The organism is Gordonia crocea (genome assembly GCF_009932435.1).
GTDB lineage: Bacteria > Actinomycetota > Actinomycetes > Mycobacteriales > Mycobacteriaceae > Gordonia > Gordonia crocea.
On the sequence record NZ_BJOU01000001.1, the window covers coordinates 1,439,201 to 1,456,887 of the forward strand.

A 17,687-nucleotide genomic window follows, 5' to 3' on the forward strand; every position below is an offset into this window, starting at 1 on the left:
GTGCGGGAGGAAGGCCGCCTAGTTCTTGAAGGAGACCGGCGTGCGGGTGTCCTGGCTGCGGTCGGGCGAGCCGTGGGCGGCCTGGGTGCGGATCGAGCGGGAGTTCGTCTTGCAGTTGATCTTGCCGGCGACGGCCTTGACCTTGAGCTTGACCGAGAAGTGGCCGCCCTGGATCTGGGTCGGCTGGAGCCAGGTGGTCTCGCCGAACGAGTCCTGCGCCGACGGGCCGTACTTGTTGTCCTGGGCGAGGCCGACGTAGATGCCGGGGAAGGCGCCGGAGAAGTTGCGACCGGTGATGGAAACCGTGGTCATGAAGGGCAGGCTACCCAACGTGATTGGGCTTCGTGCGGCGGCAATGACCGACGTCACGCCGGTTATGGCGGAGATGTCCGACAATTCCCGTCCGAGGGTGTCATCAGCGGTCGGGCGGCTGACACGACGGGCAGTAAAAGGCGATGCGGTCGCGATCCTCGTCGGGCACCCGGCGGATCGGCGTGCCGCACCGCCGACACGGGCGATCGGCCCGTCCGTAGACCCACAGGTCGGCGCGGCCGGGGAGCCCGGTGGTGGTGCGCACCGGTCGGAGGCGGTTGTGCCACAGCAGTCTTCGTGCGAGCGACACTGCTTCTTCTGCGTCGACGACCCGCATCGGGGTGGTCGGGTGGACGCCGAGCAAAAAGCAGATCTCATTGCGGTAGATGTTGCCGACGCCGGCCATGACCCGTTGATCGAGCAGTACCCGCGACACGGTGACCGACGGATCGCGGGCCACCGCGTCGGCCATGTGCGCCAGCGCCCGCGCGGGGTCCCAGTCGGCGCCGAGGAGGTCGGGACCGAGATGGGCGAGTGGATCGGGCCGCCCCGGCCCGACGCGGTCGACGTGCAACTCGCGCAAGGCGAAGCCGACCACCTCGGCACCGTCGACCCGCAGGACCGCCCGTGCGGTGTGGCCGGGTTTGGTCCAGCGCCGGCCCGGTTCGAATACCCGCCACGAGCCGTCCATGCCGAGGTGGGAGCGGATCACCGCCCGCCGATCGCCGTCGGACACCTCGACGAGGAGGTGTTTGCCGACCGAACGCACCTCGTCGACCCGCCAGCCGGACAAGTCGGCCGTCGCGAGGCGGGGAACGCGGAAGTCGGTTCGGGACAACGTCTTTCCGGCCAGGACCGGCCGCAACTGGGCCGCCAAAGCGAAGAGGGTGTCGCCTTCGGGCATGGCGCCTACCCGAGCACCGTCAGGGTGACGCCGAGGCCCGGGGCGCGGGACAACCTGCTGTCACGCATGGGCGCCGTAGCGCAGCCGGATGCCGCGCGGGGTGGTGGCGAAGCCGGCGTCGACGAGCAGCCGCCCGAAACCGGTGGTGACGACGGGTTCGCCGTCGACGGTGTCGATCGAGAGGCGCTCCACCCGGCCGGACCGGACGACGTCGGCGAGTGGTCCGGCCGCCTCATCGGCGCGAGCGAAGGTGAGCACGGTCTTGCCGCCGCGTTCGACGAAGCAGGCGAGTTCCCCGTCGACGAGGACGACCAGCGCCCCGGCCTTGCGTCCGGGTCGGTGCCCGCCGGCGGCTCCTGCCGGCCACTCCAGCGCGGCGCCGTAGGGATTCGCGGGATCGGTGGCGGCCAGGACCACGGCGCCGCCGGCCCGGTCGCGGGGGATCGGCGTGTGGTCGCGCAGCACGTCGACGGTGGCCGGTGCGGCGAACTGGGCGCCGCCGAGTCGGTCGACGTAGTAGCCGCGCCGCACCTTGCCGCTGTCCTCGAAGACGGTCAACGCCCGGTAGATGCGGGAGAACCCGCCGCTCACCCCCTCGCTGTGGACCGCGCCCTTCGTCACCACCCCGTGGCGTTCCAGCAGCACCTCGCAGGTCGCGGAGGTGGCGGCCGTCGGATCGACGTCGGGCCGGTCCAGCAGCAACCAGCGCCCGCTCAGCGCGGCCGGCACCGCCGGGGTGGGAGAGGTGGCCCCGGCGAGATAGGCCCCGGACAGGCGGGCCCCGCGCAGGCGGGGAGCGCGGCGAGACCGGTGGCTCGGGGCGCTCCGTTTCGCCGGGCCGCCGCGCCCGGACAACAGCGCCCGGACCGGGGCGAAACCATCGTTGGCCACCAGGCCCGCCCAGACCAGCGCCCACACCGCGTCGTGTACGTCGCCGGGGGCATCGAGGCCCGCGACCAGCTCCGGGAGACGGAGTGCGCCGCCGGCGCCCAGCGCGTCGACGATGACCGTGATGGTGGCGGACATCTCGACCTCGTCGGGCGGCGCGAGGGTGGCGGCGGCCAGATCGGCGGGATGGAAGGCGATCCAGCCGTCGGCGGCGCCGATCGCACCGTGGCCCGACCAGACGAATTCACCCGACGACAACAGTTCGTCGAGCATCGCCGGGACGTAGCCGTCGACCCGGGCGGGTAGGACCAGCGACTCCCAGGCCGACGCCGGGATGGGCACCCCGGCGAGTTGGTCGAGGACGGTGGCGACCCCGTCGGCGCCGCGGGGATGGCGCGATCCGGTGACGTGCTGCCAGTCGAGGAGGAACCGGGTGAAGCTCGCGTGGTCGACCGGTGCGATCGCCGATCGGGTCGCCGCCAGCGAGCCGCGCCGGATCTGCCCGAGGACGTCGGGATGGCACCACTGGACCGAGTCCGGCACCGGGAGGGTGTCGGCGGGGACGAACTCGCCCTCGACGACGCGCCGGGCGGTGGCGAGCCGGGTCAGGACGTCGGCGACGACGGCGACGGGCAGCCCCAACCGGTCGGCCGCCGCCCCGGCGGTGAACGGCCCATGGGTGCGGGCGTAGCGCGACACGAGGTCGCCCAGCGGGTCGTCGACCGGCTCGGTGAAGGCGGCCGGGATACCCGGCGGGAGTGCGACGCCGAGCCCGTCGCGCAGGCGGGCGGCATCCTCGACGGCCGCCCGGCACGACCGCCCGCGCAGCGTGATCGCCACGACCTGCCCGCGCAACTCGGCGAGGACGGCGTCGAGTGGCTCGGTGCTGCGGTAGCGCTGCGCGATCTCGTCGTCGGTCAGCGGGCCGAGCCAGCGCAGGAGGTCGCCGACGTCTTGGGCGTCGCGGGCCTGGCGGGCCGGGTCGAGGCGCTGCAGCCGGCGCACGACGTCGGCGATCACCTCGTCGTCGAGCAGTTCGCGCAGGTCCAGCCGGCCCAACAACTGGGCCAGCAGTGCGGTGTCCAGGGACAGTGCCGCGGCGCGGCGTTCGGCGACCGGGATGTCGTCGGCGTACATGAACGCGCCGATGTAGTCGAAGAGCAGGGCCGCGGCGAACGGTGAGGCGCTCGGCGTCTCCACCGCCGTCAACCGGACCTGGCGGCGGGCGATCCGGGTCAGCAGGTCGTGCAGGGCGGGCAGGTCGTACACGTCCTGCAGGCATTCGCGGACGGCTTCGAGGACGATCGGGAAATCCGGGTAGCGCGCCGCGACACCGAGGAGCTGGGCGCTGCGCTGCCGCTGCTGCCACAGCGGCGAGCGCCGTCCGGGGTCGCGCCGGGGCAGCAAGAGGGCGCGCGCGGCACATTCGCGGAACCGCGCAGCGAACAGCGGGGAATCGCCCAGCGCGTCGGTGACCATCGGCTCGATGTCGTCGGGGTCGATGAGGAACACCTCGGGGCCGGGCGGTGCGTCGTCGGTGTCGGGCAGGCGCACGACGATGCCGTCGTCGGCGGCACTCACCGCCCCGTCGAGGCCCAACTCGGCCTTCAACCGGTTGCCGATCGCACTGGCCCACGGCGCGTGTACGCGCAGACCGTACGGGGAGTGCAGCACGACCCGCCAGTCGCCGAGCTCGTCGCGGAACCGTTCGACGACCAGGGTCCGGTCGGTGGGTACCGCGCCGGTGGCCTCGCGCTGCTCGGCCAGCAGCGCCGTCAGGTTGGTGCGGGCGAAGTCGGTGAGCTGCAGGGTGTCGTCGGCCGCGGTGAGCTCGGCCAGGGCTTCCTCGGCCGAGGCGGCGTTGGCCACCCGGCCGGTGAACTCGCCGATGGCCGCGCCCAACTCGGCCGGCCGGCCCACCGCGTCGCCGATCCAGAACGGCAACCGGCCCGGTTGGCCGGGGGCGGGGGTCACGAGCACGCGGTCGTGGGTGATCTCGGCGATGCGCCAGCTCGAGGCACCGAGGGCGAAGACGTCGCCGACGCGGGATTCGTAGACCATCTCCTCGTCGAGTTCGCCGACGCGGCGCGGCCCCTCCTCGTCGCCGACGAGGAAGACCCCGAACAGTCCGCGGTCGGGGATCGTGCCGCCGGAGGTCACCGCCAACCGGAGTGCCCCGCGCCGCCCGGTCAGGGTGCCGGCGGCCCGGTCCCAGGTCACCCGCGGCCGCAGCTCGGCGAATTCGTCGGAGGGGAAGCGCCCGGCGACGAGGTCGAGGGTGGCCTCGAAGACGTCGCGGCCCAGGTCGCGGTAGGGCGCGGCGCGGCGGACGGTCGCGTACCACTCGTCGACGTCGAGGTCGTCGACGGCGGCCGCGGCGATCGTCTGCTGGGCCAGCACGTCGAGCGGGTTGGCCGGGATGCGGAGTTCCTCGATCAACCCGTCGCGCATCCGACTGGCGGCGACGGTGGTGTGGATCAGGTCGGTGCGGTGTTTCGGGTACAGGACGCCGCGGCTGATCTCGCCCACCTGGTGCCCGGCGCGCCCCACCCGCTGCAGCCCACTGGCGACCGACGGCGGCGACTCGACCTGGATCACCAGGTCGACGGCTCCCATGTCGATGCCGAGTTCCAGCGAACTGGTGGCCACGACGCAGCGCAGCCGCCCGGTCTTGAGGTCGTCCTCGATCTGCGCCCGTTGTTCCTTGCTGACCGACCCGTGGTGGGCGCGGGCCAAGACTGGGGCGTCGAGGGGGATCGCCGGGGTGTCGGCGGTGGACAGGGCCGACGGCATGCCGCCGGGGTTGTGGTCGTTGCGCTGCTCGTCGGCGGTGAAACCGAGCTGCCTGGCGTACAACTCGTTGAGCGCGGCGGTCAGCCGTTCGGCCAGGCGGCGGGAATTGGCGAAGACGATGGTGGAGCGGTTTGCCAGGATCGCCTCGGCCATCGACCGTTCGATCGCCGGCCAGATCGACCCCGCGGTCGGCGAGAAGGCGTCATCGCCGGGCAGCGGGTCGGCATCGTCGCCGGGACCGATGTTGGCCATGTCCTCGACGGGGACGGCGATCTGCAGTTCGAAGGTCTTGGCGGCAGGGGGTGCGACGATCCGGCACGGCGCGGCACCGCCGAGGAAAGACGCCACCGCCTCGGGAGGGCGGACCGTCGCGGACAGGCCGATGCGCTGGGCGGGGGAGTCCAGCAGCGAGTCGAGTCGCTCCAGCGAGAGCGCCAGGTGGGTGCCGCGCTTGGTCCCGGCGACGGCGTGCACCTCGTCGACGATGACCGTCTCGACGTCGGCGAGCGTCTCGCGCGCCGACGAGGTCAGCATGAGGTACAGCGATTCCGGGGTGGTGATGAGGATGTCGGGCGGGTTCCGCACGAGCTGGCGGCGGGCGGCCGCCGGGGTGTCGCCGGAGCGGATGCCGACGGTGATCTCGGGTGGGGCGACGCCGGCGGCGGTGGCCGTGGCGGCGATACCGGCCAACGGTGCGCGCAGGTTGCGCTCGACGTCGACGGCCAGCGCCTTCAGCGGCGAGAGGTAGACGACCTTGGTGCGTCGTGGGGTGCCGCGCTCGGTCGTGGCGAGCCGGTCGATCGCCCAGAGGAAGGCCGAGAGCGTCTTGCCCGAGCCGGTGGGTGCGATGACCAGGGTGTGGTTGCCGTCGGCGATCGAGTCCCACGCGCCCGCCTGCGCCGGGGTGGGCGCCTCGAAGGCGCCGGCGAACCAGTCGCGGGTCGGCGTCGAGAAGCGGGCGAGTGCGTCGGTGGCGGGCACCGCTCCATTGTGTCCGACCAGTCGGACACCGTGCGTCTTCCGGTGGGCGTCTACGGTGGCCGGTCGGCCAGGGTCGGGGAGCAATGCCCCCGACCTCGACCGGTGCGGGGGTCGCAGGGCTAGAGTTGAGCCCGTCAGCAATGCGGGCAACCCGGTGTGAATCCGGGACGGTCGCGCCACTGTGAGTCACCGGTCGCCTCGGCCGCGGGCGAGTCAGGACACCGTGCTGATCGATGTGAGCAAAGCGGACGCGAGATCCGCCGACGAAAGGACCGCCATGACCCAGGTGAAAGCCGCCGCTCCGCGCGCGCTCGCCGTCCCCGACCTGTCCGCGCTCAGCGCCGCGCTGCTGCTGACCGCGACGGTGCTGATCGCCGCGCTGGCCTACTACTTCTTGGGCTACGACCAGGGGGCGGTGTCGGTGTTCGGGTCCGACACCCACGTCCACGAGTTCGTCCACGACGCCCGCCACTTCCTCGGCTTCCCCTGCCACTGACGGGCGGTAGACGACAACCATGGAGCGCAAATTCATCGGCGCCGGGCTTTTTGCTGGCCTGGTAGCCGGAATCGTGTCATTCGTTTTCGCCCGGATCTTCATCGAGCCGCAGGTCGCCAAGGCGATCGCCTTCGAGGAGAGTCAGAGCAAGGCCGAGGAGATGGCCCACGCCGCCGAGCATGCCGCCGAGCAGGACCACCACGGTGAGGTGGAGGTCTTCAGCCGCACGATCCAGGAGAACTTCGGTGCCGGCGTCGGTACCGTCGTCTTCGCCTTGGCGATGGGCGCCTTCTTCGCCGTTGCCTTCACCGTCCTGTGGGCCTATGTCGGGCGCCGCTGGCCGTCGACCGACCCGCGTGCCGTCGTCGGTGCGCTGGGGCTGCTCGGCTTCGTCGCCGCATTCGGGGTGCCGTTCTTCGTCTATCCGGCCAACCCGCCGGCCGTCGGCGACGACGCCACCATCGGTGAGCGCTCCGGGTCCTTCCTGATCATCACCCTGGTCTCGGTCATCGCGATGATCATCGCGGTGGTCGTCGCGCTGCAATTGCGCGACCGGATCGGCGGTCTGGCCGGGGCGACGATCGCCGGGATCGGCTATCTCGTCGTGATCGGGGTCGCCAAGGAACTGCTGCCGGAGTTCCACGAGGTGCCGGCCGGCTTCCCGGCCGCGGTGATCGGAGACTTCCGGGTGTATGCCATCGCCAACCAGGTCGTGCTGTGGACGGTGCTGACCCTCGTCTTCGCCGCCGCGATCTCGGCGTTCACCCGGCGCACCGAGCAGGCCGCCGGTGACCTGGTCACCGCCGCCCGCTGAGCCCAGGGACGAGTCGGACCGCGAGGACGCGCCGGTAGCGGCCGGCCCGCTGATCGTGGTCGTCGCCGGGCGCACCGGGCCCAACCACCGGGTGCGCTTCGGCGAGACCGACACCGCGCTGGACGAGCGCGGAAGTGCCGACATCACCGCGTTGGCCGCGCCGCCCGGACCGGTGATCAGCGGCCCGGAGCGGGCCACGCGGGAAACGGCGTCGCTGCTCTCGAGCGCAGTCATCGTCGACGCGGGGTTGGCCAGCCTGGACGTCGGCCGGTGGACCGGCCTGCTGCCCGAGGAGATCCCGGGGGCGCAGATGGCGGCCTGGTTCGCCGACCCGACGGCCCGGCCGCACGGCGGGGAGTCCCTCACGGCATTCGTCGGTCGGATCCAGGCGTGGGCCGTCTCGTCGTCGGCGTCGTGCCTGGTTGTCGCGGGACCGGTGGCGCAGGCGCTGATCTGCGAGGATGCGGCGTCGTTCTTCGCCGTCGACGTGGTGCCCGGCGCGCAGTACCGGCTGAGTCAGACGTCGGCGTCGTAGGTGGCCAGGGCCGCGTCGGCCCACTGCGCGATCACCTCGGCCCACTGCGATTCCATCGCCGGAGACCACTGCTCGCCCAGTCCGCTGCGGATCTCGTCGACGATCACACCGAACATCGTTTCGATCATCGGCCGGGTCACCTCGTAAGCGATGTGGTCCATCACCCACGAGGTGGAGTTGCCCGGGGACAGGGTGCCGTCGGCGAGGTCGATGAGGATGCCGAAGATGCTCGACATCATCCGCCGGGGGATCAGGGCGTCGCCGGCGAAGAGTTCCTCGGCGTCGGGGTGGGCCGCGTAGAAGCGGGTGTAGATCGCCGGTGCCGGATCGCCGTGCGCTTCTTCGTACCGCATCAGGGAACGGGCCACCGCGGTGTCGTCGGGGACCGGGCATGCCATGGCGTCATCGTGGCACGCACGGGCGGGTAACCGAAGGGTGAGGGACTTTGTACCCGGTCAGGCCTGGCGGGCGAGTTGGACCATCTCGCGCAGGCCCATGCCGGCCTTGGTGCCGCCGTCGCACAGGATGTCGACGCCGGTGAGGTAGCCGGGTTTCTCGCTCGCGCAGAAGGCGAGCAACTCGGCGATCTCCTCCGGCCGGCCGAAGCGTTTGAGGGCGGCGAACTCGGTGAGTTTGCCGGCCCCGCCGTCATTTTCGATCCGGCCCATCTCGGTGTCGAAGGACCCCGGCGACACCGACAGGATCCGTGCGCCCTTGGCGCCGAAGGCGGCCGCGCGGTCGGCGGAGTACCAGACGACGAACGCCTTCGAGATCGGGTAGGCCTGCGCGGCCGCCATCTTCCGCCCGGTCCGGGTGGCCGCCGCGACGAGCTTGCGCCGGAACTTCGCGACGTCGGTGGAGGCGTAGCGGAAGGCGCGGGTGGGGATCAGGAAGCCGGGGACCATTTGGGCGGCGATCGATGCCACGTTGACCAGGGCGAAGCCCTCGTTCGCGACGGCCAGCGCGGCCTCGCCGATGTGGATTGTGCCGACCGCGTTGATCTCGATAAGCTTTTCCGCCGACGCCATGTGCGGACTCACCCCGGCGGCGTGCACCACCGCGCGCAAGCCGCCGGCCGCGGCCGCCACGGCAAAGACCGCGTCGACCTGGTCGCGGCTGGTGATGTCGGCGACGACGAATTCGGCCGAGCCGCCGTTCGCCTCGATCTGGGCGACGGCCTGCCCGAGCGACGTCTCGTCGACGTCGGTCAGGACGATGTGGTGATCGGCCGCCAGGATCATGGCCGTCGCCAATCCCATTCCGCGTGCGCCGCCGGTGACTATTGCCGCTTTGTCCGCCATGACGTGGAGCCTAGCGGGGTGCGCCGACCCCTACGCCGGGAGCGAGTGGTTGATCGTCGTCGTGAGGGAGCGGTAGCGGGCCGAGTCGTACCCGCTGACGGGCTTACCGCTGCTGACGATGCCGACGGCGAGCTCGCGCGACGGGTCGGCCCACGTGACCACCTGGGTCAGACCGGCGTTGCCGAAGGCGTGCTCGGCGTCGGCGCCGAATGGGCCGTACCGCTTGTCGCCGAGCATGAACCCGGTACCCCAGCGCAGGGGGGCGCCGCCGACGGCGACGTCGGGCCGCAACCGGCGCCGTTGGCGCACCGCGTCGGGAATCGTCGTCGGCGCCAACACCCGGGTGCCGTCGAGCTCGCCGCCGAGGCGCAGGAACTCCGCGAAGCGGGACAGTTCGACGGCGGTGGACACGAGGTTCGACGACGGGACCACGTCGGTGAGGTAGGCGGCGCTGTTGGAGACGGGGATGATGTCGGCCATCGTCCCGCCGACCGCCTTGCGGAACACCGCGTCGACGGGGCCGGGTTCGGCATGCCCGGTGACGTGGCTGGGCGCGACGAGCCCCACGTCGGCGGCGTCGACCCCGAAGTTGGTCCAGCGGAAGCCGAACGGGTCGAGGAAGGTCTGTGCGGCGATGTCGCGGATGCCGGTGCCGGTGGCGGCGAGCACCAACTCGCGGATCAACGGACCCCACGTCAACCCGTGGTACATGTGCAGGGTGCCGGGCGGGTAGATCGGGCGCAGGTTGCGCAGCATGGCGCGCGCGTAGTCGCTTTCCCGCATCCGGCGCGGATCGGGTCGGGGGCCGGTGAGCAGGGGGACCCCGGCCCGATGGGTCAGGACGTGGTCGATGGTGGTGCGGCCCTTGCCGTGGGCGCCGTACTCCGGCAGATAGTCGGTGACCCGGTCGGAGAGCCGCCACACGCCTTGATCGCGCAGGTGCAACACGATGGTGGCGGCCAACCCCTTGCCGGCCGAGTAGCAGCAAAACGGCGTGTCGACGGTGACCGGGATCTGCTCCGCGTCGGGCGGGTCGAGGGGACCGGCGCCCCAGGCGTGGCCGACGGCGCGGTTGAGCACCACGCGCCCGCGTCGGCGCACGCAGACCTGGATGGCGGGTTGCTGACCGGCGCGGTACCAGTCCAACGCCGACGACCAGATCGCCTCGATTGCGCCCCGTTCGGCGCTGGTCGGCTCCTCGTCGCCGACGTCGGTCACCGCCGTTAGGTCATCCATGATCGCCAACGATAGTGACGCCTGGCACAATGAGCCGAAACTGAAACATGTTCTACCCGGGCCGCCGTGGCCGGGAGGGGACATCCACACCGGGAGGCGCAATGTTCGAATGGTCCGACGAAGATCTCATGGTGCGCGATGCGTTGCGCTCGTTCATCGACAAGGAGATCCGGCCGCACATCGACGAACTCGAAACCGGGCAGCTGCCGCCCTATGACATCACCCGGAAGCTGTTGGCCACCTTCGGCGTCGACGCGATGAACCGCGAACAGCTGGAGAAGGAGCTGGCCGCCGAGGAGGCCGGCGAAACCAAGTCGAAGGGCGGCGGTGGCGGCACCCTGTCGTCGTCGATGGCACTGATCCTGAACATGGAACTCGCCGGCGTGAGCCTGGGCCTGGTGGGGTCGATGGGCGTCAGCATGGGGCTGACCGTCTCGACGATCCGCTCGCGCGGGACGCTGGCCCAGAAACGGCGGTGGCTGCCCGAACTGGTCACCATGGAGAAGGTCGGCGCCTGGGCCATCACCGAGCCCGACAGCGGGTCGGACGCCTTGGGCGGCATGAAGACCACCGTGCGCCGCGACGGCGACGGCGGCTACCTCCTCAAGGGGCAGAAGACCTTCATCACCAACGGCCCCTACGCCGACACCATCGTCGTGTTCGCCAAGCTCGACGAAGGCGACGACACCCCCATCCGGGACCGCAAGGTGCTGACCTTCGTCCTCGACAAGGGGATGGAGGGCCTCACCCAGGGCAAGCCGTTCAAGAAGATGGGCATGATGAGCTCGCCCACCGGCGAGTTGTTCTTCGACGACGTCAAGCTGTCCGCCGACCGCCTCCTGGGCGAGACTGAGGACACCGGGTCGGACAAGCGCGGCGGCGAGGGCGCGAAGGCGGGCTTCACCGCCGAGCGCGTCGGCATCGCGGCGCTGAGCCTGGGCATCATCAACGAGTGTCTGCGGCTGTCGCTCGACTACGCCAAGAACCGCAAGCTGTGGGGACAGGAGATCGCCCAGTTCCAGCTCATCCAGCTCAAGCTCGCCGAGATGGAGGTCGCCCGTCTCAACGTGCAGAACATGCTCTTCGTCGCGATGGAGGCGATGAAGGCGGGCAAGCCGCCGACGCTGGCGCAGGCCTCGGCGATGAAGCTGTACTCCTCACGCGCGGCCACCGAGGTCGCCATGGAGGCCGTCCAGCTGTTCGGCGGCAACGGCTACATGGCCGAGTACCGGGTCGAGCAGCTCGCGCGCGACGCCAAGTCGCTGATGATCTACGCCGGCTCCAACGAGATCCAGGTGACGCACGTGGCGAAGGGCCTGTTGCGCGGCTGACCCGACGGGCTGATCAGGCGGGGGCGCGCAGCGGCGCCTCCGCCTTCTCGTAGCTCAAGAACCCGTCGTCGACGGCGCCCTTGCGGAGGTTCTTGACGTCGTGGGAGACCGCCATCGTCGTCTTCCACGGTTCTTCGACGCCCTGCTTGGGGAGCAGGTGCAGGGCCCGCTTGACGTAGCCGGCGTCGAAGTCGAGCATCGGTCGCGTCCCCATTCCCGCGGGGGCGACGGGGCGCACCGACGTGTAACCGCCGCCGTCCATGTGGCTCAGCACGCGGCAGAACCACTCGCACAGCAGGCCGATCTTCAGCGTCCACGACGAGTTGGTGTAGCCGATCGCGATGATGAAGTTCGGTACCCCCGACATCATCGCGCCGCGGTAGACGATCGTCGACGCCGGGTCGACCGGCTCGCCGTCGATCGACAGGGCCATCCCGCCGAACAACTGCAGGTTCAGCCCCGTCGCGGTGATGATGATGTCGGCGTCGAGGTGCTCGCCGCTCTCGAGCTGGATGCCGGTGGTGTCGAAGGTCGCGATTTTGCCCGTGGCGATCGACGCGTGGCCGTGCCGGATCTCCCGATACATGTCCCCGTCGGGGACGGCGCACAGGCGCTGGTCCCACGGGTCGTAGGGCGGGTTGAAGTGGGTGTCGACGTCGTAGCCGTCGGGGAGCTGCATGGCGTTGACCTTGCGGATCGCCTTGCGGGCGGCCTTCGGGAACCGCTGGCAGAACTGGTAGAGGGCCTTCTGCTGGAGGATGGCGCGCTGGCGGTTCACGCGGAAGCCGCGGTCATCGCCGAGCAGGCGCATGGTGGCCTTTGCGATGGGATCCTCACGGGGCACCGACATGATGTAGGACGGTGTGCGCTGGAGCATCGTGATGTGCTCGGTGTCGGGCGCCATGGACGGCATGAGGGTGACGGCGGTGGCGCCGCTGCCGATGATCACGACCTTCTTGCCCTTGTAGTCGAGGTCCTCGGGCCAGTGCTGGGGGTGGATGATCTGCCCCTCGAAGGAGTCCTGGCCGGGGAATTCGGGTGCGTAGCCCTCGTCGTAGTTGTAGTAGCCGGTGCCGGAGAAGATCCAGCGCGCGGTGACGGTGTCGGGCTTCTTGCGACCGGTCTTGTCGGTGTGGGCGACGGTCAGCCGCCAGAGCTGTTCGGCCTCCGACCAGTCCGCGGCGGTGACCCGGCGGTTGAACGCGATGGTGTCGGCCAGGTTGTCGTCGGCGACGGCCTCGTGCAGGTACTCGAGGATGCGCGGTGCGTCGGCGATGGTCTGCGGGTCGGTCCACGGCTTGAACTCGTAGCCGAAGGTGTAGAGGTCGCTGTCGGAGCGGATGCCCGGGTAGCGGAACAGGTCCCAGGTGCCGCCGATCCGCTCGCGCGACTCGAGGATCGCGAAGGACTTCGTCGGATGCTCGGTGCGCAGGTAGTGCGCGGCACCGATGCCGGAGATTCCGGCGCCGATGATCACGACGTCATAGTCGGGGATGGAGGTGGTCGAGGTCATGTCTACTCCTGGGGGTGTGAACCGTATGACAAGCGTGCGCCTGTTCGGTGGGCATGAGCAATGGTGATTTGAACCAATAGCAGGGTCCTGCTGGTGCATAATCAACCTCATGACCGAAGACTGGCCACCGCCGTCGCCGGAAGCCGCCGAGGTCATCCTCGCGGCGATCAACGTGGTGGCGGTGCTGCCGCAAGACTGGGTCGACGAGTACAACGCCGCCGCGTTGCGCGGGGTGCGGCTGATGGAGATCGCCGACGACCGGGTGCTGGCCGAAGCGCTGCGGTACACGAATGAGGCCAACCTCGCCCAGTGGATCGGCTCCAACCGCGTCGCGCCGGGGCGGCGGGTTCCGGTGCGCGACGTCGAGGAACGCGCCGACATGACCCGGGAGATGGTTCGACGGGGACTCGATGCCGGAATGCTCGACGCCTTCCGCACCGCCCAGTCCGTCGCTTGGCGCCGGTGGATGGACGTGTGCTTCTCGGTGACCGACGACGCCGAGGTGCTGCGCGAGGTGTTGGACGTGACCTCGCAGTCGGCGGCCGCCTTCGTCGACGACACGGTCGAGGCGCTGGCCGAGCAGATCTCGGTGGCCCGCGCGCAACTCGCCGGTGACACCCACGCGGAGCGTCGCGCCGCGGTGGCCCTGGTGTTGGAGGGGGCGCCGATCACCGACTCGCGGGCCGAATCCCAACTGCGCTACCGGCTGTCGGGCCCCCAGACCGCGGTGGTGCTCAGCGGTTCCGACTCGTCGACGAGCCGGCTCGAGGCCGTATGCGACGCCATCATGGCGGCCAACCGGTTGGACCGTCGACTCACCGTGCTGGCCGGTGCGGACCGGCTGTGGGTGTGGTTTCCGGTGGACAGCCTGGTCGTCGGGGAGCCGGACGTCCCCGAGGGGATCCGCGTCATCGTCGGGTCGGCCGGACACGGACGAGAAGGGTTCCGCAACAGTCACTTTCAAGCCTTGGGTGCCGAGCAGGTGTTGATCCGACTGGGGTCGTCGCGGACCGTCGTCCATGCCGAGGAACTCGCGCTGATCGGGGCGATGAGTGATGACCCGCGGACCGTCGACGAGTTCGTCGCCCGGACACTGGGTGATCTCGCGGGGGCCGACCCGGAACTGCGGGAGTGCATGTGGGTCTGGTTCGCGGAGAAGTGCAACTCGACCTCGACGGCCGCGCGGCTGTTCACCCACCGCAACACGGTGGTGCGACGCCTGGCCCGCGCCGAGGAGTTGTTGCCCATGGCGCTCGGCCGCAACGCGATCGCCGTCGCGACCGCGCTGGAGGTGCAGCGGTGGCGGCAGTGAACCCCACCGGTCGACGTCCGTTTTGGCGGTTTCTGCGGTTGGCACCCCGAACCTGAGCGACCGGCCTATCGTCGATCTATGAAGGTTCCAACAGGTATGGCGACGGTTGCGGCGGCGGCACTGACCTCGGTGTCTCTTTTTGGGGCGCCAATGGCCGGCGCGGAGCCGGCCTTGCAGTCATTCACGTCGCCGAGCGGGAACGTCGCCTGCTTGTCGGCCGAGGACTCGGTCCGCTGCGATATCCGGGACCGCTCCTGGGCGCCACCGCCGCGGCCGGCGGACTGCCCGAGCCAGACCGGGTACGGGCAGGGAATCGCGCTGCGGACGAGCGGCAAGCCGCAGTTCGTGTGCGCGGGCGACACCACCTTCGGCGCCGCCGGCCGAGTCCTGCAGTACGGCGAGCGAGCCGTCCGGATGGGGTACAGCTGCACCAGCGAACCGACCGGCGTCACCTGTCGTAACGGCAGTGGAAATGGATTCACGATCAGCCGCGAGGCCTACCGGCTCTTTTGATCGCGGGTGTTCGCCTACTTCTTGACTGGAAGCGGAAGCACCGTTTCAGGGGTGTCGTAGTGTCGGTGATACCAACCCTGGTAGCCGTAGCCCGTGGTGCTGTCGGACAGGTAGTTCTCGCTGCCTTGCGTGGTGGCGCGAACGTCGCCGACGCGTACGACCTGGGGTGATGAGTAGCTGGGCATCACAATACCTCCGTCTAGTCACTATCGTGGTGCCCTGTTGATTCTATTCTGCCGGGATCGGCGATAAGCCCGATTCGCCGAAATCACCGCGCCGTCGCGACGTCGTCGTCGGTCAACAGCGCAGGAGCGCCGGCATGGGGCAGGTGGCGCAGCCAGACCTCGATCTGAATGGCGGTGTACAGCTGGGTCACCCGCCCGATCCGACCGATGGCGCGCAGCGCATCGCGCCAGACGCCGACGTCGACGTAGCCGCGTTCGACGACCTGTGGATCGGTCCCCAGATAGTCCGCCCACCGCGGGTATCGCTCAAAGCCCTGGAGGATGGCCTCGTCGGCGATCGGTTTTGACCGTCGGCGAAGCACGGTCTCACTGACCAATCCGGCAAACGCATAGCGTTGGACGGCCCGGTCGATCCGCGGATCGGTCGCGATGTGCCAGGGGGTGCCCATCGCAAGGTCGACAACGGCGGGGGCGAGGAGCGGGTGGCGCAGTTCTGGACCGGCAGATCCGAAGATGTGGCGGCTCCGTGCGAACTCGGCTCCGCGCAGGATGTTCTCCACGACGGCTTGGCCGTGAACGGTTCCCACCCGAATCGGCGTCGTGCGCTGCGCCCGGTCGGAGAGGTGACTGGCGTCGACGTAGGCCGGGTTGAGCCACGGCGCCGACGTGGTGAAGGGCCGTGGTGGCTCGAGGGTCAGCGTCTCCCCGTTGCGCCACCGCCGCACCCCGTCGACGGCGGCCCGCCGAACCCAGAACGCGGGGGACCGTCCCAGTTCTGAGTGCTCGCCCCACTGCGCCGCCTGTCGTCGTAGCTCCCGCATCCGTCCGGCGCGCAGCAGATCTGCCAGATACCAGGGGAGCAGACCGGCGAAGAACACGGCGTCGCCGCCCTCGCCGGTCAGTAGGGTGGAGATGCCCGCTTGCCGGGCGACCTCCTCCTCGGCGGCCGCCGGCGCCCAATTCAGAATCCGGCGCGACGGGGTGGGCAGGAAGCAGCCCAGTTCCGGCCCGGCGGCAAACGTTCCCTGCGCCGAGGCGTTGATCGGGTGCCACACCGCCGGGGTGGTGTCGAGGGCCGCCCGCATCCACGCCGTCTCGTCGCTCCCGGGATGCTCGGGGTGGACGAAGCTCACCGCGTGCATGGGGGTGATTCCGGTGCTGACTGCCAGCACGGTCGAGGTGTCCAACCCGCCCGACAGTTCCGCCGCCGGCACCCTCGTCGACGACAAGGATTCGGCGACGGCGTTCTCGACGGTGGTACGAAGCGCGCGTTGGTGATCGTCGAACGATCCGTCGATCGGGTCGATCCGGGGCCGCCACCCGCCGCGCACCCGCAATCGGCCCGCCGCGAACTCGGCGTACTCGCCGATCCGCAGCCGGCGGATCGAGGAATAGGGGGTGTGGGCGCCCAGGTGCAGACCACTGCTGAACATATCCGCGAGATAGTCCTCGTCGAGGTCGTGCCAGGCACGCGTTTCCCGTGCCAGCGCACCGAGATCCGTCGACACCACGACGGTGCCGCCCGGTAGCGACGCGATGTACAGCGGGCGCAATCCCATCCGGTCGCCGATCAGTGTCGCGGTCGATCCGCGGACGACCACCGCCGCATACTCGCCGGTGATGTGTTCGGCCGTGCCGTCTGGCCATCGTCGCAGACCCACCTCGACGATCCGGGCGGATGACGCGTCGGTGTCCAGGCCCAAGTCGGTCTGCAACCGTGCGGCGCCGGTGAGGTGGCCGTGGAACCACACCGAGGATTCACCGATGGCGTCGGGCCGGGGCCATCCGCGCGCGCCGGTCGTCGGGTCGGCGGGCAGGACGACCAGGAAGCCGTGGGGTGCGTCGACCGGGTCCATCACGCCTGCTGGATGACGGTAAATCGGCGCAGATAGGCGGCGCTCTCGTTGACCGGATCGCCGTCCAACTCCACCCACGCATGGGCTTCGAACGGATACAGGGCGACTCCGATCACGTGACGGGCCGGCCAGCCCGCGATGCGGAGATAACGGAGCAGCGCCAGCGAGCGCGGCAGGCAGTCCAGCGGGGCTTCCTGAGACTGGTAGAGACTTTCAGCGGATCGGAAGCGCTTGACCAGGCGATGTGGATCGACGCGGGGCTCGCGAGTGTCGGCCATCGCGTCGACGCGGTCCTGGTAGGCGGTCGCGAAGTCTCGCTGTAGATCGCGGGTGGCGCTCGCGCGTTCACGCAGGGCGCGCAGCAGTGAGGGTCGACGTCGGACGGCCTTGGGTGCCGGCTGCGCCGACATGGCTTGATGCTCGGCGACGAGGCGGCCGGCGGTCAGCTGCGCCGTCGCGAAGTCGCTGAAGTCCGCCTCCACCAGCGACGGGCTGGCACCGAAATCGGCGGCCAGACGGGGCAGGTCGCGGGCCGCCGGGGGCTGGGTGAGCAGTCCCCACATGGCCGTGCCGACCTCGTCCACCACGTCGTAGACACCGGCTGACAGATCGAGCACCACCAGGCGGCCGGACACCTCGACGCACCGCATGGTCGGCGAGCAGAACAACTGCGGCGGGAACGGGGCTACCGGGTGCACTGTGCTCGACTCCTGTGTG

At 70.2% G+C, this 17,687-nt stretch carries 16 protein-coding genes and 1 riboswitch; of the genes, 6 read left to right on the plus strand and 10 right to left on the minus strand.

Annotated elements, in window-relative coordinates; all coding sequences use genetic code 11:
• Nucleotides 1–18: 18 nt before the first annotated feature.
• The 3 genes from nbrcactino_RS06815 to nbrcactino_RS06825 form a co-directional block, all read right to left on the minus strand.
• Nucleotides 19–312, minus strand: a complete 294-nt coding sequence (locus nbrcactino_RS06815; RefSeq protein ID WP_161926671.1) for a hypothetical protein — start codon at nt 310–312, stop codon at nt 19–21.
• Nucleotides 313–415: 103 nt separating this feature from the next.
• A complete protein-coding gene (locus nbrcactino_RS06820) occupies nt 416–1,216 on the minus strand; it encodes a DNA-formamidopyrimidine glycosylase family protein (protein ID WP_161926672.1) in 801 nt (266 codons plus the stop codon).
• A gap of 60 nt (nt 1,217–1,276) precedes the next feature.
• Complete coding sequence (locus nbrcactino_RS06825) at nt 1,277–5,878, minus strand: ATP-dependent helicase (protein ID WP_161926673.1); 4,602 nt, start codon at nt 5,876–5,878, stop codon at nt 1,277–1,279.
• A gap of 83 nt (nt 5,879–5,961) precedes the next feature.
• Nucleotides 5,962–6,123: riboswitch (cobalamin riboswitch) on the plus strand.
• 32 nt (nt 6,124–6,155) lie between these two features.
• Here nbrcactino_RS06825 and nbrcactino_RS06830 point away from each other — a divergent pair.
• Genes nbrcactino_RS06830 through nbrcactino_RS06840 form a run of 3 tightly spaced genes read left to right on the plus strand, consistent with a single transcriptional unit; the run spans nt 6,156 to nt 7,723 of the window.
• A complete protein-coding gene (locus nbrcactino_RS06830; RefSeq protein ID WP_161926674.1) occupies nt 6,156–6,374 on the plus strand; it encodes a CbtB domain-containing protein in 219 nt (72 codons plus the stop codon).
• A 19-nt stretch (nt 6,375–6,393) separates the two neighbouring features.
• The gene (locus tag nbrcactino_RS06835) at nt 6,394–7,188 is read left to right on the plus strand and encodes a CbtA family protein (RefSeq protein WP_161926675.1); all 795 of its coding nucleotides are present in this window, start codon (nt 6,394–6,396) and stop codon (nt 7,186–7,188) included.
• Nucleotides 7,163–7,723 carry a histidine phosphatase family protein gene (locus tag nbrcactino_RS06840; protein ID WP_308470336.1) on the plus strand — a complete coding sequence of 187 codons (561 nt, stop codon included), beginning with the start codon at nt 7,163–7,165 and terminating at the stop codon, nt 7,721–7,723. Before nbrcactino_RS06835 ends, nbrcactino_RS06840 begins: the two co-directional genes overlap by 26 nt.
• Here the strand turns inward: nbrcactino_RS06840 and nbrcactino_RS06845 are convergent.
• The 3 genes from nbrcactino_RS06845 to nbrcactino_RS06855 are packed head-to-tail and all read right to left on the minus strand — an operon-like array spanning nt 7,705 to nt 10,260.
• Nucleotides 7,705–8,121: a globin gene (locus tag nbrcactino_RS06845; RefSeq protein ID WP_161926676.1), complete on the minus strand. Its 417-nt coding sequence runs from the start codon at nt 8,119–8,121 to the stop codon at nt 7,705–7,707. The two genes, nbrcactino_RS06840 and nbrcactino_RS06845, sit on opposite strands and share 19 nt — an antisense overlap.
• A 57-nt stretch (nt 8,122–8,178) precedes the next feature.
• Nucleotides 8,179–9,024, minus strand: coding sequence for an SDR family NAD(P)-dependent oxidoreductase (locus nbrcactino_RS06850; protein ID WP_161926677.1), 846 nt, complete (start codon nt 9,022–9,024; stop codon nt 8,179–8,181).
• Nucleotides 9,025–9,054: 30 nt separating this feature from the next.
• Complete coding sequence (locus tag nbrcactino_RS06855; protein WP_161926678.1) at nt 9,055–10,260, minus strand: serine hydrolase; 1,206 nt, start codon at nt 10,258–10,260, stop codon at nt 9,055–9,057.
• A 101-nt stretch (nt 10,261–10,361) separates the two neighbouring features.
• Here nbrcactino_RS06855 and nbrcactino_RS06860 point away from each other — a divergent pair, with 101 nt between their 5' ends.
• Nucleotides 10,362–11,591 (plus strand): acyl-CoA dehydrogenase family protein, encoded by a 1,230-nt coding sequence (locus nbrcactino_RS06860; protein WP_161926679.1) that lies wholly within the window; start codon nt 10,362–10,364, stop codon nt 11,589–11,591.
• Nucleotides 11,592–11,604: 13 nt separating this feature from the next.
• On the opposite strand, the gene nbrcactino_RS06865 is transcribed toward nbrcactino_RS06860, so the two are convergent.
• Nucleotides 11,605–13,104 (minus strand): flavin-containing monooxygenase, encoded by a 1,500-nt coding sequence (locus tag nbrcactino_RS06865; RefSeq protein WP_161926680.1) that lies wholly within the window; start codon nt 13,102–13,104, stop codon nt 11,605–11,607.
• A 109-nt stretch (nt 13,105–13,213) separates the two neighbouring features.
• Here nbrcactino_RS06865 and nbrcactino_RS06870 point away from each other — a divergent pair, with 109 nt between their 5' ends.
• Together nbrcactino_RS06870 and nbrcactino_RS06875 are read left to right on the plus strand one after the other, a co-directional pair.
• Nucleotides 13,214–14,416 (plus strand): PucR family transcriptional regulator, encoded by a 1,203-nt coding sequence (locus tag nbrcactino_RS06870; RefSeq protein WP_161926681.1) that lies wholly within the window; start codon nt 13,214–13,216, stop codon nt 14,414–14,416.
• Nucleotides 14,417–14,494: 78 nt separating this feature from the next.
• A complete protein-coding gene (locus nbrcactino_RS06875) occupies nt 14,495–14,929 on the plus strand; it encodes a DUF6636 domain-containing protein (RefSeq protein ID WP_228460718.1) in 435 nt (144 codons plus the stop codon).
• A gap of 14 nt (nt 14,930–14,943) precedes the next feature.
• On the opposite strand, the gene nbrcactino_RS18500 is transcribed toward nbrcactino_RS06875, so the two are convergent.
• From nbrcactino_RS18500 to nbrcactino_RS06890, 3 genes are all read right to left on the minus strand, one after another.
• Nucleotides 14,944–15,114, minus strand: coding sequence for a lasso RiPP family leader peptide-containing protein (locus tag nbrcactino_RS18500; RefSeq protein ID WP_161926682.1), 171 nt, complete (start codon nt 15,112–15,114; stop codon nt 14,944–14,946).
• Between the two features lie 83 nt (nt 15,115–15,197).
• Nucleotides 15,198–16,970 carry an asparagine synthase-related protein gene (locus nbrcactino_RS06885; RefSeq protein WP_161926683.1) on the minus strand — a complete coding sequence of 591 codons (1,773 nt, stop codon included), beginning with the start codon at nt 16,968–16,970 and terminating at the stop codon, nt 15,198–15,200.
• Complete coding sequence (locus nbrcactino_RS06890) at nt 16,970–17,620, minus strand: lasso peptide biosynthesis B2 protein (protein WP_161926684.1); 651 nt, start codon at nt 17,618–17,620, stop codon at nt 16,970–16,972. Before nbrcactino_RS06890 ends, nbrcactino_RS06885 begins: the two co-directional genes overlap by 1 nt.
• Nucleotides 17,621–17,687: the final 67 nt, after the last annotated feature.

Coding starts and splice junctions, on each gene's coding strand:
- nbrcactino_RS06850 (WP_161926677.1), bottom strand. CDS start 9,024: ATGGCGGACAAAGCGGCAATAGTCACCGGCGGCGCACGCGGAATGGGA.
- nbrcactino_RS06890 (WP_161926684.1), bottom strand. CDS start 17,620: ATGCGGTGCGTCGAGGTGTCCGGCCGCCTGGTGGTGCTCGATCTGTCA.
- nbrcactino_RS06870 (WP_161926681.1), top strand. CDS start 13,214: ATGACCGAAGACTGGCCACCGCCGTCGCCGGAAGCCGCCGAGGTCATC.
- nbrcactino_RS06875 (WP_228460718.1), top strand. CDS start 14,495: ATGAAGGTTCCAACAGGTATGGCGACGGTTGCGGCGGCGGCACTGACC.
- nbrcactino_RS06830 (WP_161926674.1), top strand. CDS start 6,156: ATGACCCAGGTGAAAGCCGCCGCTCCGCGCGCGCTCGCCGTCCCCGAC.
- nbrcactino_RS18500 (WP_161926682.1), bottom strand. CDS start 15,114: ATGCCCAGCTACTCATCACCCCAGGTCGTACGCGTCGGCGACGTTCGC.
- nbrcactino_RS06885 (WP_161926683.1), bottom strand. CDS start 16,970: ATGGACCCGGTCGACGCACCCCACGGCTTCCTGGTCGTCCTGCCCGCC.
- nbrcactino_RS06835 (WP_161926675.1), top strand. CDS start 6,394: ATGGAGCGCAAATTCATCGGCGCCGGGCTTTTTGCTGGCCTGGTAGCC.
- nbrcactino_RS06820 (WP_161926672.1), bottom strand. CDS start 1,216: ATGCCCGAAGGCGACACCCTCTTCGCTTTGGCGGCCCAGTTGCGGCCG.
- nbrcactino_RS06860 (WP_161926679.1), top strand. CDS start 10,362: ATGTTCGAATGGTCCGACGAAGATCTCATGGTGCGCGATGCGTTGCGC.
- nbrcactino_RS06845 (WP_161926676.1), bottom strand. CDS start 8,121: ATGGCATGCCCGGTCCCCGACGACACCGCGGTGGCCCGTTCCCTGATG.
- nbrcactino_RS06815 (WP_161926671.1), bottom strand. CDS start 312: ATGACCACGGTTTCCATCACCGGTCGCAACTTCTCCGGCGCCTTCCCC.
- nbrcactino_RS06855 (WP_161926678.1), bottom strand. CDS start 10,260: ATGGATGACCTAACGGCGGTGACCGACGTCGGCGACGAGGAGCCGACC.
- nbrcactino_RS06865 (WP_161926680.1), bottom strand. CDS start 13,104: ATGACCTCGACCACCTCCATCCCCGACTATGACGTCGTGATCATCGGC.